This is a genomic window from Methanobrevibacter sp. (genome assembly GCF_045130115.1).
Lineage (GTDB): Archaea > Methanobacteriota > Methanobacteria > Methanobacteriales > Methanobacteriaceae > Methanocatella.
Window position 1 is genome coordinate 20,357 of record NZ_JBGUPC010000046.1, and the last position, 14,066, is coordinate 34,422.

Below are 14,066 nucleotides of genomic sequence, written 5' to 3' on the forward strand. Positions count from 1 at the left end.
TATCAATTAAAACTAATTAAAAATAGGAAAAAAAATAACTATTGTTATATTTTTTCTGTTTAAAAAAAATACAAAAATTGTATTAAATCTCAGAAACAAAATAGTAAATGAGAAAAAATTAGCTCCATGGGGATAAAATGAACATAGAAGATAAGATAAACATCGTTAAAGATATTCTAAAAGATAAAAAAGTTGCCATCGGCTTTTCAGGTGGTGCAGATTCAACTTTAATGACTTATTTATCTTCTGAAGTTGCAGAGGACACACTAGCCGTTACAATCGACAATCACCTGCTTCCTACAGGATTTGTTGAAAATGTCAAAAAAGCCTGCGAAAGATTTGGTGTGAAACATGAAGTAATCGACATCAACTTTTATGAGAATGAGGACTTTTTAGAAAATTCTCCAAAAAGATGTTTTACATGCAGGGACTTGATGTATTCGACTATTGAAAGGACAGCCCATGAAAACGGATTTGATTTTATCTGTGACGGCAACAATATCAGTGATTTGGTAGTTGACAGGCCAGGCATTTTAATCACCTATAAAAAAGGTTTTAAGACACCATTTATTGAAGCAAAATTATCCTCTGCCGAAATTCATGAATATCTGGATAAGAACAGCATCCCATATTCAAGATCAACTACCTGCCTTGCAACCAGAATTCCCACAAACACAAAAACCACAAAAGAGAAAATAAATAGGATAGGATTTTGTGAGGACTACATTTTGGATAACACAAACTGTAAAATAGTGAAAGTTAGAGATTTTGGAGAACTTGGTATTATTGAAGTGGACAACATTAATGAAATTTTATCTCAAGATAAATTTAAACTAATTGACGATGCATTAAAAGCACAAGGTTTCAGAAAAGTCGCTTTAAATTTATCGCAAATTGATGATAACGAATACATTGCTATAGATTATGCCGAGGGTTCCTATTCATATCAACTTCCATTCACAATAAACCTTGAAGATACAAAAAAACAAATAGAAAACATAATTTCTTATGATGAAGAAAAGATAAAATTAGATAGAATAACCATTTATGAAAATGGATTGGTTGAAGGTCATGATTTTGAAAATTATGATATTGCACTTGATGCATTCATGGATACCTTACAACAGTTAAGAAGAAATATATAGTGATAAATATGCCAACAAGATACATTGGAGACGGATACTGGGAAATAGCTTCCCGCCAAATGAGTATAGTTACAAGAAGCGAACAGGAAAGATTTAAAGATGCAAAAATCACAGTCATAGGATGTGGCGGAATCGGTGGAGAAACCATTGAAATGCTAGCCAGAATGGGAATTGGAGAACTGATTCTTGTTGACAAGGACGCTTACGACTTATCAAACCTGAACAGACAGACTTTAGCCACCATTACAGATTTGGGCCTTGTCAAAAGCGAAGTTGCAGCCGAAAAGGTCAGGCTAATCAACCCATATGTCAAAACAACCACATTCAATGAACACATCGACCAGACAAACATCGACAAGGTCATTGACGATTCCGATATTGTAATTGACGCTCTCGACAATGTATTGACCAGAGTAATCGTGTCCAGAAAAGCAAAAGAAAAGGGCATCCCATATATCCATGGTGCAATTCATGGAACCATGGGCCAAATTACCGTATTTTTACCTAATAGCGACAAGACATATGAGGAAATGTTCAATCTGCCTTCAATCGGAAAAGAATTAGATGATGAAACAATTGAGGCATTGAAAAATGTGACTTCCGGTGTTCCTCCAGTCATTGGACCTACACCAAACCTAATAGGCTGTCTTGAAGCGTTTGAAGCCTATAAAATAATAACTGGAGTCGGCAAAGTTACCGTAGCTCCAAAAATAATGACATTTGACCTATTGGATTTAGGTTCATTTTCACTAGATGAACTCTAAAGCTACTTATCCTTTAGGGCAAGAGAGAAATATTTCTTGAATTCAGGAGATTCATTCTCCTCTAATTTTTTTATCACATCAACGCTTGTCTTTTTGTTATTGATTGCCAGATTCATGTGGGCATTGATGTATCCTTCTTTTCTGATTAATTCCAAAAGCCTTTTCCCATATGTCAAATCAGGATTGAGCACACGGTCATGCATCAGCTTCAATGTATCAAACTCGTCAAAGCCCAAAACCTCACACATTCCATACATTTCATTGATTATTTCGTATGCCCATTTCTTAAGAGTTATTTCCTCACCGTCCCTGACCAGTCTCATCTTATCGTCATATGCCCTTTCGGCAACGGCCTCCTCATTGATGAATGCCTCCTTTTGCCAGCATACAAAATCGGATTCACCTTTAACAAGCATATAAATTAAAAACAGCTGCAGGAATTTCATGTCATGCTCAACAAGCCCGCAGTTATAGAACGGATTGATGTCCAAGGTTCTCACTTCAATATATTTAATCCCATCATTTTTCAAAGAGTTTAATAAATCCGAAGGATCCTTAGGCTTTAACCTGATTTGTGTGTAAAGTTCCTTGGCCTGGGAAAGGTCTCCCCTTTCGATGAATGAATTGACATCATCTGTAAACTCTTCAATGCTATTATAGCTTGGGTATAACCTTTTCAGGTTCTTATATCCACAGGAAGAATTTCTAAGGGAAGGGCCCCTTGTGGAATAATGATTCCCATAAGCGTCAACCTCATCCATCAGGTGAATGCATTCCCTTGAAAATGATTCGTGAGATCCAATCGAACATCCTGTCAGATAAATTATCAGCCAGCAATGCCTGAGGTAGTTTCTGGTTATCTTCAGGTATACCTCATTCTTGAATTGCTGATAGGTCAGATCGGATTCTGTTATTTCATAAAGCTTATTTAAAAAATCATCTGTAAAAGAAAAATTGAAATGAACTCCCGAAATCATCTGCTTTTTTACGCCATATTTATTTGCAAGGTTTTCCCTGTACTTTTGAGAGCTTTGTCCCTCATCGGAATATTGCGCTATCGGAATTTGGCTGTCATATGGCAATATTGCCGGAAGAGACTGAAACCACAGGTATTCATCATCCCTAAGCGAGAAATTGACAATGTCCGCCAACATGGAAAAAGTACTGAATGCTTCTTCGATAGTGTTGTAAGTCGGAGTTATAATTTCTATTTGGCTTTCTGAAAAATCAGTTGTGACAACAGGATTTTTTAATTTGTCACCAAATACTTCTGGGTGTGGGCTTAAAGCTAATTTTCCATCACTTTTAACTCTCAAAGCCTCCCATTCAATACCAAATAAACCAGCCAAAATTTCATTGCTAGGAATTTTTGTTAAAGTAATCAATTCCATTTCAATCCCTATTGTTTGATTTTTCCATAATCTTTAATAATTTTTTCTAATTCAACTCCGCTGTGCATTGACTCTATGATATCCTTACCCGGATTTGAATGATTTTTAATGCGCCCGTACAATGGTTTCAAAAACACTTCTTCACCAATGCCCCTTTCACGCAATCCTTCATTTGCCAAATCGACAATGTCATTTGTCAACCTGCACAATTCGTTTTTGTCTATGAATGAAGGGATTTCATCCTGAATAAGGAGTTTTCTAAGCTCACGTGCAGTATAGCCCTTGTGATAGATTACCTTGTCATCGGCAATTATTTCAGCCATCTCATCAAGTTTGTTCTTCAATCCCAAGTGAAATGCCGCAACAGTCATGGTATCATAAATAGGCTGTGTACAAACGCTTCGAAACTCAACAGTGCCTCTGAATGTCAAATTGATGAATTTAAATGGTCTCAGATAATTGATATCATCAATCAGAGGTTTGACATCGATATATCTGTACTCACCGTTTGAATAGATTTCTCCCCGGACGTAATCCTGTTTAAAGTATTCCTGAAGACTCATTGTGGGAAAATTGATGTATGCACCGTCACGCATTACACAGTATATGTTTAATGACTCGAGATAAGCCCCCAGATCATCCAGATCGTTGAATTCCACTTCATACATTCCAATATTGTGCGGATTTATTCCATGGGTCGAATACTCCCAGAGCGCATCCCTGAAGCAGGTAACGTGTTTGTTTTCATCCAAAAACACCGAATTTGAAAACAATAATGCCTTTATCGGTTCGATTTTGGAAAAGACGTTTATTGTTTTGACCAGATCATCCTTGTAGACATCCAATTGAACCTGGGACGCTGATGAGAACATTCCGTATGCAGGGTAATTGTGAAAATGCATCGGAACATTTTTATAATTTTTAAATGACTTCAAATGATGATAAAGCATCAAATATCTCTCAGAGGGAATGGGGATCTCTTCGTTGTATTTCCTGTAGGGATTTATGCCCATTCCAGTCAGTGTGTGATTGTACTTTTCGAATTCTTCCTTCACGAATGAATAGTACTCAATGAATCTGTCGTTTATTGTAAACAGGTCCTTTTCACGCCCCATTGCAAATTCTATGTTGTTGTAGGAGCAGTCATAACAAATAATATCATCATTGTTTTGATTTTTGATAGAGAATATATCTCCATTATAATCTATTCCTTCCTTTTCGAAATCATCAAAATGGTTAAGGACTTTAGAGGTCACTTTATGAACTATCCCAAAGTCTACTGCCTCTTTATTAAGATTGATGATGGGCACTTCAATTTCGATACCTATGAAGTCCTTTTTCTGATTTGTCGGTTTGATGAACTGCTGATAGATTTTTTCCTCTATCATTCTCTGCAAATTGTTGTCATTCATGAATCATTCTCCTGAATTAATTGAATTAATGGATTTCTGCAGGAATTCTTCATGTTCCTTTGTAAATATGAATTCGTTTTTGTGCTCCTGGCTTTCAAAAATGATGTTTCCGTCAATTATGCCGAACAGCTTGTTTAATTCGGCAGGTTTCCAACCGTCATCATCCGTTATTGGAGTTGATGCGACAAGAAAACCATCTTCATTCTTAAGATAGTATAGTGAATCCTTCATATTTGAATGGATATATGTCAAATCCCCATCATAAATCATCAGATTTACCTTGTTTCCTTTTGACAGTCCATCTATCAGTTCAGAAAGAAGATTGAATCTTTCTTTTATAGTTGATGGAGCACCTTTATCCTTTTCGAATTTATTAATGTTATCAATAATGTATAGCAATATTCGCTCGGAATCTGTGTCTCCGTTTTCTATATCTTTATATTTATCAAGAGGAGGATAACTGAATATTGTCCCGTTATGAATTAACATCCAAGATCGGTTGTTATCATCCAATTCTATGAAAGGATGGCAATTGGGAGATATGATTTCACCCATTGTTGCTAATCGTATATGGGCAAAAACATTTTTACTAACAAGCGGATTGGACAATATTTCCTTTAAGTGCTGACTACATGTTGCTTTTATAGGCTCTTTATCTATAACAAATTCATTGGATTGCATATTAGCCAATCCCCATCCGTGCGGATGTTCTTCTGAGTGATTATAAAAACATTCTAAACATTCATTTATTTGTTTTGGCTTATCTGAATTAAAACAAAAAATTTCACACATATACTATCCTCCCCTTAATTGATATTACAATTGTTATATTGTAACAATTAAAATTATATAACTATTGTTATATAAATATTTTGGTATAACTAACTTTCCAAATCAACCCTCTCGGGAGAGGTAAAAACAGTAAAACGGTTATCACGGACAAAACCGATCATAGTAATGTTGCCTGCCCTTGCAACATCAATTCCGGATGATGCAGGAGCGGCATTTGAAATGATAATCGGAATTCCAACCCTAATAACCTTAATCAGCATGTCGGCAGGCATTCTTCCACTGTATGAAATGTAGCATTTGGAAAAGTCATAACCCTCTTTTGAAGCTGCTCCGATTACCTTATCAACCGCAACATGACGGCTCACATCCTCACGGATTATTATCTTATCACCATATTTCAATTGTGCAACATGAACCCCTGCGGTTTTCTGCCAAACCTTCGCCTCATCAGTCAAATGTCTGATGTCCTTAATGATTTGAGTAGCTTCGATTGTCAAATCTGACTCGATTGGCTCGATTGTTTTCAGTTCAGACCGGATTCCCCCTGCATTGTCTGAGTTTACTCCCTGATATTCAAGCAGCCTACAGACACAGGCATGTTCACAGTTCCCCTTTCTCTCCTGAACAATGCCTTCCTGTTCCATGTCCTCTTCAGGATCATGTGAAAGCCTGGTTGAAACCAGCACATTTGTTCCATCCAAACTGATGGATTCAATATCTGAGTAATCTTTAATCAAACCTTCCCCAAGACAGTAACCTATTGCAAAATCCTCCAAATCCTTAGGATAGGTGGAAAACTTTCTTGGAGGCAAATAATCAATAAACAAGTAAGTATATTCATCATCAACACTGTTTTCCTTGATGGATTTATATTCCCCATCTTTCCATTGAATAACTTCAGTCTGTCTTAAAAAGTCCATTATTATACACCAATACTAAATATTAACAATTGTTATATTTATAGATTGGCTTATCAAATATTTGTAAACAATTGTTTACCGGTTGAAAATTTGATTTGAGTTTAATTTATATATTAAAAAATCAAAATAAACAATTATGAAAAAGAAACTGACATTTATGTTCTTTTTAATCATTTTATCATTCTTGATTATTGGTGCAGCATCAGCAAGTGATGATAATGAAACAGACATAGTCTCAGAAAATCAGGATGATAGCCCAATAACTTCTATTGACTTAAATGATGATATGGACCGCAATGCAAAAACTGATGAGTTAAAAAGCGAATCATCATCAAATACCATCAACTCATCGACTTCACAGGCAAAAAGCAGCGTGGCAACAGCAAACAAGATAACAAAAACAAAACTTAAGATTGCCACATATTCCAACTTTGTAAAAAAAGGCAGCAAATACAACATGTATTTAACCGACTCAAACGGAAAAGCCGTGGCAAATAAAATAGTGAAGGTGTCCATTGATGGGAAAACCTATAAGATAAAAACATCCAATACGGGCAAATTTGCCGTCAAGGTCAAATCATCAGCGAAACTGAAGGTTAAAGTAAATGGGGACAAAAGACATTATTCGCTTTCCAAAAAGATTAGGGTATTCGTTAAAAACACATTCAAAATCAAAATAGGAAATTCAAAACTGCTCACCAACGGTTATCTCAGAGTCTATCTGCAGGGCTCATCCAAAGTGATTTCCAAAAAAACCCTCAAAATAAAAATCGGAAAAAAGACATTTACCAAAAAGACAAATTCAGAAGGATTCATTGTTCTCAAACCTCAAGTAAAAGCCAAAACCTACAAAATCGGAGTTAAATTCGGAAAATATAAACGCTGGAAAAATGTCAAATGCATTGAAGGCAATGTATCAAATCCCCTAAAAAATTCCATTCCAACCAAAAAAGGAGTTCCCGACATTGATTTGATGCCTGGAAATTATGTTATGGGGGATGGAAATGCAAAATACACCCTTCTAAAATCACAGTATAAGGAAACAATTAAAAGGGACAGCTACTGCCTGTACATGTATGACAAACTGCCAAAATATACCTTCTTTAAAACAAAGGCCTCACCGGGCAAATATCACATTTTGAAGCGTGAAAAGTGGAACGTGATTGAAAGGGCGCTTAACACAAAACTGGTCAAAGCGAACAAATACTCCTACTGGCCAGGCTCAATAACAGTCAACCTTAAGGGAAAATCATACACTTACCCTGTGGTTCGTGATATCCAGAATACCGGATACAACTGCGGTCCGGCATCATCCAGCGTCTGCAGCCAGGCCTTAAAGAACTACTATTCAGAAAGGTACTTCCAAATCAAAGGGCACTGCGTGGATGGAATGAACATTCCCGTCATTAAGAATCTTTTGGAAAATCACGGATTCAAAGCCCATTACTTCTATGACGATTCAATCAACCGTGCAATGACTGAACTGAAAACAGGCGCAGCAATAATAGCATACCTTCCAAACCACTACGTTTCAGTTATAGACATAAGCCCCGACGGAAAAAAGATTTTAGTAAGCAACTCCTACGGCAGCTACAATGTAGGATCCAAAAATGTCCCGACAAATTGGGTATCCTTAAAATACTTCAAAAGCAAGTTTGCCGGCATCGGTTTGGTCGTTAAGCTAGATTACAATCTGGAAAGCACCACTGAAAAGCAGATTGCCAACTACTACAATAGCATGGGCAAAAAATGGACCGCTCAGAACGTTCATGAAAGAATACCAAACCTTAAATGATGATTATGGCAAATCATTTTGCCTAACTTCAAAAATATCATCGGGCACATTGTCCTCAAATTCACAATCAATACAATACATATTACAGATTTCGACCATTCCTCTGTAAAGAGGTTCCGTTGGACGAGTTTCTTCTTTTTGGGTGAAAATTGCTCCTGAAATCTCACATAAATAGGTTTAGTCTGAGCGTAAACACGACACAATATTAAAGTTGGGAAAATTGAAAAAAATCAAATTCTTTAAATAATAAGAGAGTTCATCTAATCATATGATTGGAACAATTACAATAGTGATACTTTTCATACTTATCGTTTCTGTTTGCTGTTGCAGCGACAGCAGTTCAACTAGCAATAGCTCAACCGCACCGAAAAGAACCGTAAATACAAATTACAGAAGCAATAACAACTATCACAGCTACCCCTCCTATTGTGAATGCCCATCCTGCGGCGCACCATACTATGATGGATACTGTGAGGAATGCGGATATCCCGACATCAATCAGGGCTGGCTTGGAGAGGAATATTAGACTTATATTAAACAGGAAAGTTAAATGAGACTTCCCCCACATTGCAGAAAATAGAAAAAATTACAACAATTCTTTTTGAGCCAAATATTTGCCTGTCAGACTCTTTTGTGAATTGATAATGTCCTCCAAACTTCCGCAGGCCAATATCTCCCCTGCATTATTGTCTTCATCAATTCCCATATCAATTATGTAATCAGCATTTGCAATCAAGTCCAGATCATGCTCGATTACAATTACCGTTGCACCCCTGTCGATTAGGTGGTCAAACACATCAATCAACACCTTCACGTCCAACGGGTGAAGGCCTATTGTTGGCTCATCAAAGATGAACACCGAATTTTTTTGGCTTTTTCCGATTTCGGACGCCAGCTTAAGCCTTTGTGCTTCACCTCCAGACAGGCTTGGAGTCGCCTCACCAAGAGTAAGATATCCTAGCCCCAAATCAGACAGTTTCTGCAGTTTAGAGGTTACCTTTTTAAGGCCAAAAAGCTCCTCCAGCGCTTCGTCAACCGTCAGCCCCATAATGTCTGCCAGGGACAATCCATTATATTCAACCTTTTCAATATCACTGTTGTAGCGTGTTCCGCCACAATCCGGGCATACCATTTCGACATCCGGCAGGAACTGCACATCCATTGAAACACTGCCTGTTCCGTTGCATGTAGGACACCTCAGCTTTCCTGTATTATATGAAAAGTCAGACATCTTATATTCATCAGTCAATTTGGCGAATTCCCGTCTCAAATCATCAAGGACCTTGGAGTATGTTGCAACGGTGCTTCTGACATTCTGGCCGATGGGAACGCTGTCAATCAGGTCAATCTTTTTAATGCCCTCGCATTCTATATCCAAAACGTCATCCGGCAAATCCTCATCATTGACATATGATTTCACAGCTGGAAAAAGCGCTTCTAAAAGAAGTGTCGTTTTACCACTGCCTGAAACTCCACTCACAACAGTCAGCTTGCCTTTAGGAATTTTAACATCAATCGGCAAGACATTATGAATCTTATCTGTCTTAATTTCAATACTCCCATTTTCAAATGCATCATTGGATTTTTCTCTGATAATGATTTTTTCAGAGTTTGTTAAGAATGGAGCGATTTGTGATACGGGATTATTTTTGATTTCATCCAAACTGCCCTGAGCGATGATATTGCCTCCGCCGTTTCCTGCATATGGCCCCATTTCAATCATGTAATCCGCAATTGAAAGTATCCTTGTGTCATGATCAACCAGAATGATTGAGTTTCCGTCACCAACCAATCGTTTGATAACATTAATCAGCCCATTCACGTTGTCGGGGTGAAGTCCTATTGACGGTTCGTCGAGAACATACAGCACCCCCGTGGTGTGATTTCTCAAGGTTTTGGCAAGCTGCACTCTCTGAAGCTCACCGGTGGATAATGTGTTGGCAGGCCTGTCAAGCGAAATGTAGCTTAGACCCAAATCAAGCAGGATATTGGCATTGTCCATGAATTCATCGGCAATATCCCTTGCCATTGGCTTAATGTCTTCAGGCAGGCTCTCGACAACATCCAAAACCCATCCAACCAAATCGCTTAAAGACATCCTGCAAGCCATGGAAATGTCGATTCCACCTAAAAGAGTTTCACGAGCTTTTGAATTAAGTCTTGTACCTTCACAGTCGCTGCAAACCTTAGTCTTTAAAAACTTATTGATTTTTGTGAGTCCCTTTTCGGTTTTTGCATTTTTAAGGGCCTCCTCGATTGCACGATGGGCATTTCGATATTCAGCGTTCAATTCGAACAATTTGCCATTCTTGGATGGAATGTTGATGTATCTTTTAACCTTCGGACCGTTGTAGACAATATCCTTTTCCTCATCGGTCAAATCCTTGAATGGAACGTCCACACGAACTCCAAGTTCACCTGCAACGTGATACATCCATGAAATGCCGAATTGATTCCAGGCGGCAACTGCACCTTCCTCCAATGTTTTTGTCTCATCAGGGACCAGCATTGACGAGTCAATGTCTCGAACAAAGCCTGTTCCGCTGCATGTGGGACATGCACCATCTGAGTTGAATGCATATTCCTCAGCCCCCAGACCGTAAAATTCCTCACCGCATTCAGGACATTTGATTGGGAGTTCACGGGCCACGTTCAAAGTAGCCTCCTGCATATGGCCATTCGGGCAAAAGTAGTTTCCGCATCTTGAATATAATAACCTTAGAGAGTTTAATAGTTCTGTTGATGTTCCGAAAGTCGACCTTATGTTTGGAATGTTGGGTCTTTGATGCAACGCCAAAGCCGCCGGAACATACTGAATCATGTCAACCTGCGCTTTCTGGGATTGTGAAATCCTTCTTCGAGTATATGTCGAAAGGGCATCCAGATATCTCCTTGATCCTTCAGAGTACAGCACTCCAAGAGCAAGCGAGGATTTGCCGCTTCCCGAAACCCCGCTTATCGCAACAATCTTTCCAAGCGGAATGTCAACATCTATATTTTTTAGATTATGAACCCTTGCTCCCCTAATGACTATCATATCTCGGTACATGATATACTATCTGAACATCAAAAGTAATATATATTCACTCGAGAGGAATGCATCTACCACTGCACTGAATTAACTTATCCCTCCTTGAAAAAACGAATAACAAATCCTGAAAAAAGTAAATAAACATTATGTCTTCATCAGAATCAATTAAGAATATTTAATATACATTAACAATATACACTAAATTATGGAAGAATATGGCCAATAGGATTCGACCTTAACGTTTATTTTCGCCATGATTGGCGTTGCAATAGGTCTCGGAAACATATGGAGGTTCAGCTATGTCGTATATTCCAATGGAGGAGGGGCATTTTTCATTCCTTACTTCTTTGCCATAGCGATTATGGGAATTCCGTTTTTGATTCTGGAATATGGCATAGGATTTTCATTCAAGAAGGCATTTACCGAGATTTTCAAGTCGATTAACCCCAAATTTGAATATATAGCATGGATACTTATTTTTTCCATATCAGTCGTGCTGATATATTACATGGTCATCATCAGTTGGGATTTGTTTTACCTTGTTAAAAGCTTTACATTCGGCTGGGGAAGCGATACCGCATTATATTTTGTACATAATGTAGGGGGCAGCGAAAACCTCTCCCAAATCGGAAATTTCTTCATCCCAATTGGGATTGGAGTGATTGTTACATGGTTCATCCTATGGTTCATTTCACACAGAAGCATCGACAAGGGAATCGGGCTTGCATCAAAGATATTGATACCTTCAGTTTTCATCATAATGGCAATCATTGTCATTTACGCTTTGACACTTCCCGGAGCAAGTATCGGAACCGATGCATTATTAAAACCAGATTGGAATCTTCTTTTCGACATCAACCTGTGGATTGTAGCATTTTCACAGATAATATTCTCGCTTGGTATTGGCGAAGCCCTTGCATTAACATATGCGACTTACCTATCGGACAACAAGGGCCTGACAGACAATGTATTTTTTGTTGTTGCATCAAACTCAAGCTTTGAGATTTTTACAGCATTTGGAGTGTTTTCAATCCTGGGATACATGTCAGCAACATCCGGAACCCCACTTGTAGAGTTGGTGAGTGAGGGAACAGGATTGATATTTATCGTATTTCCAAAAATATTCAGTTTGATGGGAATTGTAGGGCGTGTGTTAGCGCCGTTATTCTTTTTGGCAGTGTTATTTGCAGGAATAAGTTCTGCATTTGCATTTTTTGAACCAGTGATAGGTTCAATCTCATCAAAATCAAACATGAGCCGCAAAAAGCTAGTGACAATATTGAGCGTCATAGGTTGCTTATGCTCATTGGCGTTTACATGTGGAGTAAGCAGCTATCTCGTTGCAATCGTTGACGGCTTTGTGAACACATTTGGAATATTGCTTTTGATTGCAATCCAATGCATAGTCTTCGGATGGTATTATGGTGCGGAAAAAGTCATTCCAGTTTTAAATGAAAAGTCAAGAATCCATGTTGGCACAATCTGGACAGCAATCATTAAATACGTTCTCCCCATATTTTTGATAATAATCTGGTTGATTGGAATAGTTGACCTGTTCATGAACGTCAGTCGGTTTGAATTGATGGTAGACATTGGGATTGTCGTCATAGTCCTGGCATTGTCCACAATATTCTACAAAATGAAATCAAAAGAGACTATTGTTTAAAAAAAAATAGAAAAAAAAGAAGTTATAATAACTCTTTTCTTAAATCGATTGTGTCTTTCAAATCAGGTCCTGTTGAGATAATGGTTACAGGAACTCCGGTTTCAGTCTGTATGTCTTCAATGAACGCCTTGGTTTCAGCGGACAATTCACTGTAGTCCTGTACACGTGCACAGTCGAACAGTCTGTCGACACAGGTTAATGCTATTTGGGTTGCACCGTTGATTCTGCAGGATTCCTTTGCAAGCTCCATGTCAAAGTGACCGATTCTTCTGCGCCTTCCAGTTACAACACCGTATTCTTCAAGACCTTTGCTTTCGGCTTCTTCTTGTGTCATTTCAGTTGGGAAAGGTCCTTCACCTACACGTGAAATGTAAGCTTTGAATACATTAATGACTTCATCCACCTTAGTTGGTCCAACACCCACATCTGCTGCAAAAGTGGAAGCAGTTGTGTCCTTACTGGTTACAAATGGATATGATCCATAGTAAAGAGATAGGGCAAAGCCTTGTGATCCTTCAATAAATACATCTTCACCGTTGTCAATGGCTTCGTTGACTTCAAGTGAGACATCAGTTATGTAGTCTTCAAGTTCAGGGGCATCTTTTGCAAGGCCAATTGTCCTCAATACACGGTCAGAATTAGCAGGCCCACATCCTGAACCGGTACTTCCTATTTTTTTAGCCAAATGTTCTGATTTTTTATCCCTATCAAGGTGTTCTTCTGTAATTATGGCGCATCTAGGGTCTACGCACATTCTTTCTTTAACATTATATTTTTTCAGGTCTTCAAATTCTTTATATAAAACGTCAGGGTTAACTAAAACTCCTGCTCCTATCATGAGTTTTGCACCGGTGTGTACAAATCCTGATGGGGTTAATCTTAAACCGTATTTTTCTCCATTGAATTCAACGGAATGCCCTGCGTTCGGTCCAACACCTGCACGAGCAATAATTTCAGGCTTATCATTGTCACAAAGGTAGGTAATGCATTTTCCTTTACCTTCGTCACCCCATGCTCCACCAACTAAAATACTACAAGTCATTTAATAACTCCTTAATAATTAATAAGTAAGAAAATTTTAGAAAATTTCCATAACAATAATACTATGTTTATTATCTTTAAAAAACTTTTCCGAGAACATTCAAAACTA

At 38.0% G+C, this 14,066-nt stretch carries 11 protein-coding genes; 5 read left to right on the forward strand and 6 right to left on the reverse strand.

All coding sequences use genetic code 11. The annotated features are described in order from the left end of the window. The first annotated feature begins 137 nt into the window (after positions 1 to 137). Both ACJMML_RS07845 and ACJMML_RS07850 read left to right on the forward strand, forming a co-directional pair. Complete coding sequence (locus tag ACJMML_RS07845; RefSeq protein WP_405306778.1) at positions 138 to 1,145, forward strand: ATP-binding protein; 1,008 nt, start codon at positions 138 to 140, stop codon at positions 1,143 to 1,145. An 8-nt stretch (positions 1,146 to 1,153) separates the two neighbouring features. Beyond that, on the forward strand, positions 1,154 to 1,909 hold the full coding sequence (locus tag ACJMML_RS07850; RefSeq protein WP_405306779.1) for a HesA/MoeB/ThiF family protein: 756 nt from the start codon (positions 1,154 to 1,156) through the stop codon (positions 1,907 to 1,909). A 2-nt stretch (positions 1,910 to 1,911) separates the two neighbouring features. Here ACJMML_RS07850 and ACJMML_RS07855 read toward each other — a convergent pair whose 3' ends face one another. From ACJMML_RS07855 to fdhD, 4 genes are all read right to left on the reverse strand, one after another. Continuing rightward, entirely contained in the window at positions 1,912 to 3,300 is a 1,389-nt protein-coding gene (locus tag ACJMML_RS07855) for a glutamate--cysteine ligase (RefSeq protein ID WP_405306780.1), read from the reverse strand. Positions 3,301 to 3,308: 8 nt separating this feature from the next. Beyond that, on the reverse strand, positions 3,309 to 4,712 hold the full coding sequence (locus tag ACJMML_RS07860; RefSeq protein ID WP_405306781.1) for a hypothetical protein: 1,404 nt from the start codon (positions 4,710 to 4,712) through the stop codon (positions 3,309 to 3,311). 3 nt (positions 4,713 to 4,715) lie between these two features. Continuing rightward, the gene (locus ACJMML_RS07865; RefSeq protein ID WP_405306782.1) at positions 4,716 to 5,504 is read right to left on the reverse strand and encodes a class II glutamine amidotransferase; all 789 of its coding nucleotides are present in this window, start codon (positions 5,502 to 5,504) and stop codon (positions 4,716 to 4,718) included. 89 nt (positions 5,505 to 5,593) lie between these two features. Beyond that, positions 5,594 to 6,424, reverse strand: coding sequence for a formate dehydrogenase accessory sulfurtransferase FdhD (gene fdhD, locus ACJMML_RS07870; RefSeq protein WP_405306783.1), 831 nt, complete (start codon positions 6,422 to 6,424; stop codon positions 5,594 to 5,596). Between the two features lie 136 nt (positions 6,425 to 6,560). Here fdhD and ACJMML_RS07875 point away from each other — a divergent pair, with 136 nt between their 5' ends. Together ACJMML_RS07875 and ACJMML_RS07880 are read left to right on the forward strand one after the other, a co-directional pair. Then, positions 6,561 to 8,219: a hypothetical protein gene (locus ACJMML_RS07875; protein WP_405306784.1), complete on the forward strand. Its 1,659-nt coding sequence runs from the start codon at positions 6,561 to 6,563 to the stop codon at positions 8,217 to 8,219. Positions 8,220 to 8,487: 268 nt separating this feature from the next. Further along, a complete protein-coding gene (locus ACJMML_RS07880) occupies positions 8,488 to 8,745 on the forward strand; it encodes a hypothetical protein (RefSeq protein ID WP_405306785.1) in 258 nt (85 codons plus the stop codon). 60 nt (positions 8,746 to 8,805) lie between these two features. Here ACJMML_RS07880 and ACJMML_RS07885 read toward each other — a convergent pair whose 3' ends face one another. Next, complete coding sequence (locus ACJMML_RS07885; protein WP_405306786.1) at positions 8,806 to 11,268, reverse strand: excinuclease ABC subunit UvrA; 2,463 nt, start codon at positions 11,266 to 11,268, stop codon at positions 8,806 to 8,808. Positions 11,269 to 11,494: 226 nt separating this feature from the next. Between ACJMML_RS07885 and ACJMML_RS07890 the strand changes: the two genes are divergently transcribed. Continuing rightward, positions 11,495 to 12,916, forward strand: coding sequence for a sodium-dependent transporter (locus ACJMML_RS07890; protein WP_405306821.1), 1,422 nt, complete (start codon positions 11,495 to 11,497; stop codon positions 12,914 to 12,916). 22 nt (positions 12,917 to 12,938) lie between these two features. Here ACJMML_RS07890 and ACJMML_RS07895 read toward each other — a convergent pair whose 3' ends face one another. Beyond that, positions 12,939 to 13,958, reverse strand: a complete 1,020-nt coding sequence (locus tag ACJMML_RS07895) for an adenylosuccinate synthetase (protein WP_405306787.1) — start codon at positions 13,956 to 13,958, stop codon at positions 12,939 to 12,941. Between the last annotated feature and the right edge of the window lie 108 nt (positions 13,959 to 14,066).

What these genes read in the sequence shown, in the direction of transcription:
- ACJMML_RS07860 (WP_405306781.1), bottom strand. Translation starts at nt 4,712, where the DNA reads ATGAATGACAACAATTTGCAGAGAATGATAGAGGAAAAAATCTATCAG.
- ACJMML_RS07850 (WP_405306779.1), top strand. Translation starts at nt 1,154, where the DNA reads ATGCCAACAAGATACATTGGAGACGGATACTGGGAAATAGCTTCCCGC.
- fdhD (WP_405306783.1), bottom strand. Translation starts at nt 6,424, where the DNA reads ATGGACTTTTTAAGACAGACTGAAGTTATTCAATGGAAAGATGGGGAA.
- ACJMML_RS07880 (WP_405306785.1), top strand. Translation starts at nt 8,488, where the DNA reads ATGATTGGAACAATTACAATAGTGATACTTTTCATACTTATCGTTTCT.
- ACJMML_RS07855 (WP_405306780.1), bottom strand. Translation starts at nt 3,300, where the DNA reads ATGGAATTGATTACTTTAACAAAAATTCCTAGCAATGAAATTTTGGCT.
- ACJMML_RS07875 (WP_405306784.1), top strand. Translation starts at nt 6,561, where the DNA reads ATGAAAAAGAAACTGACATTTATGTTCTTTTTAATCATTTTATCATTC.
- ACJMML_RS07845 (WP_405306778.1), top strand. Translation starts at nt 138, where the DNA reads ATGAACATAGAAGATAAGATAAACATCGTTAAAGATATTCTAAAAGAT.
- ACJMML_RS07885 (WP_405306786.1), bottom strand. Translation starts at nt 11,268, where the DNA reads ATGTACCGAGATATGATAGTCATTAGGGGAGCAAGGGTTCATAATCTA.
- ACJMML_RS07895 (WP_405306787.1), bottom strand. Translation starts at nt 13,958, where the DNA reads ATGACTTGTAGTATTTTAGTTGGTGGAGCATGGGGTGACGAAGGTAAA.
- ACJMML_RS07865 (WP_405306782.1), bottom strand. Translation starts at nt 5,504, where the DNA reads ATGTGTGAAATTTTTTGTTTTAATTCAGATAAGCCAAAACAAATAAAT.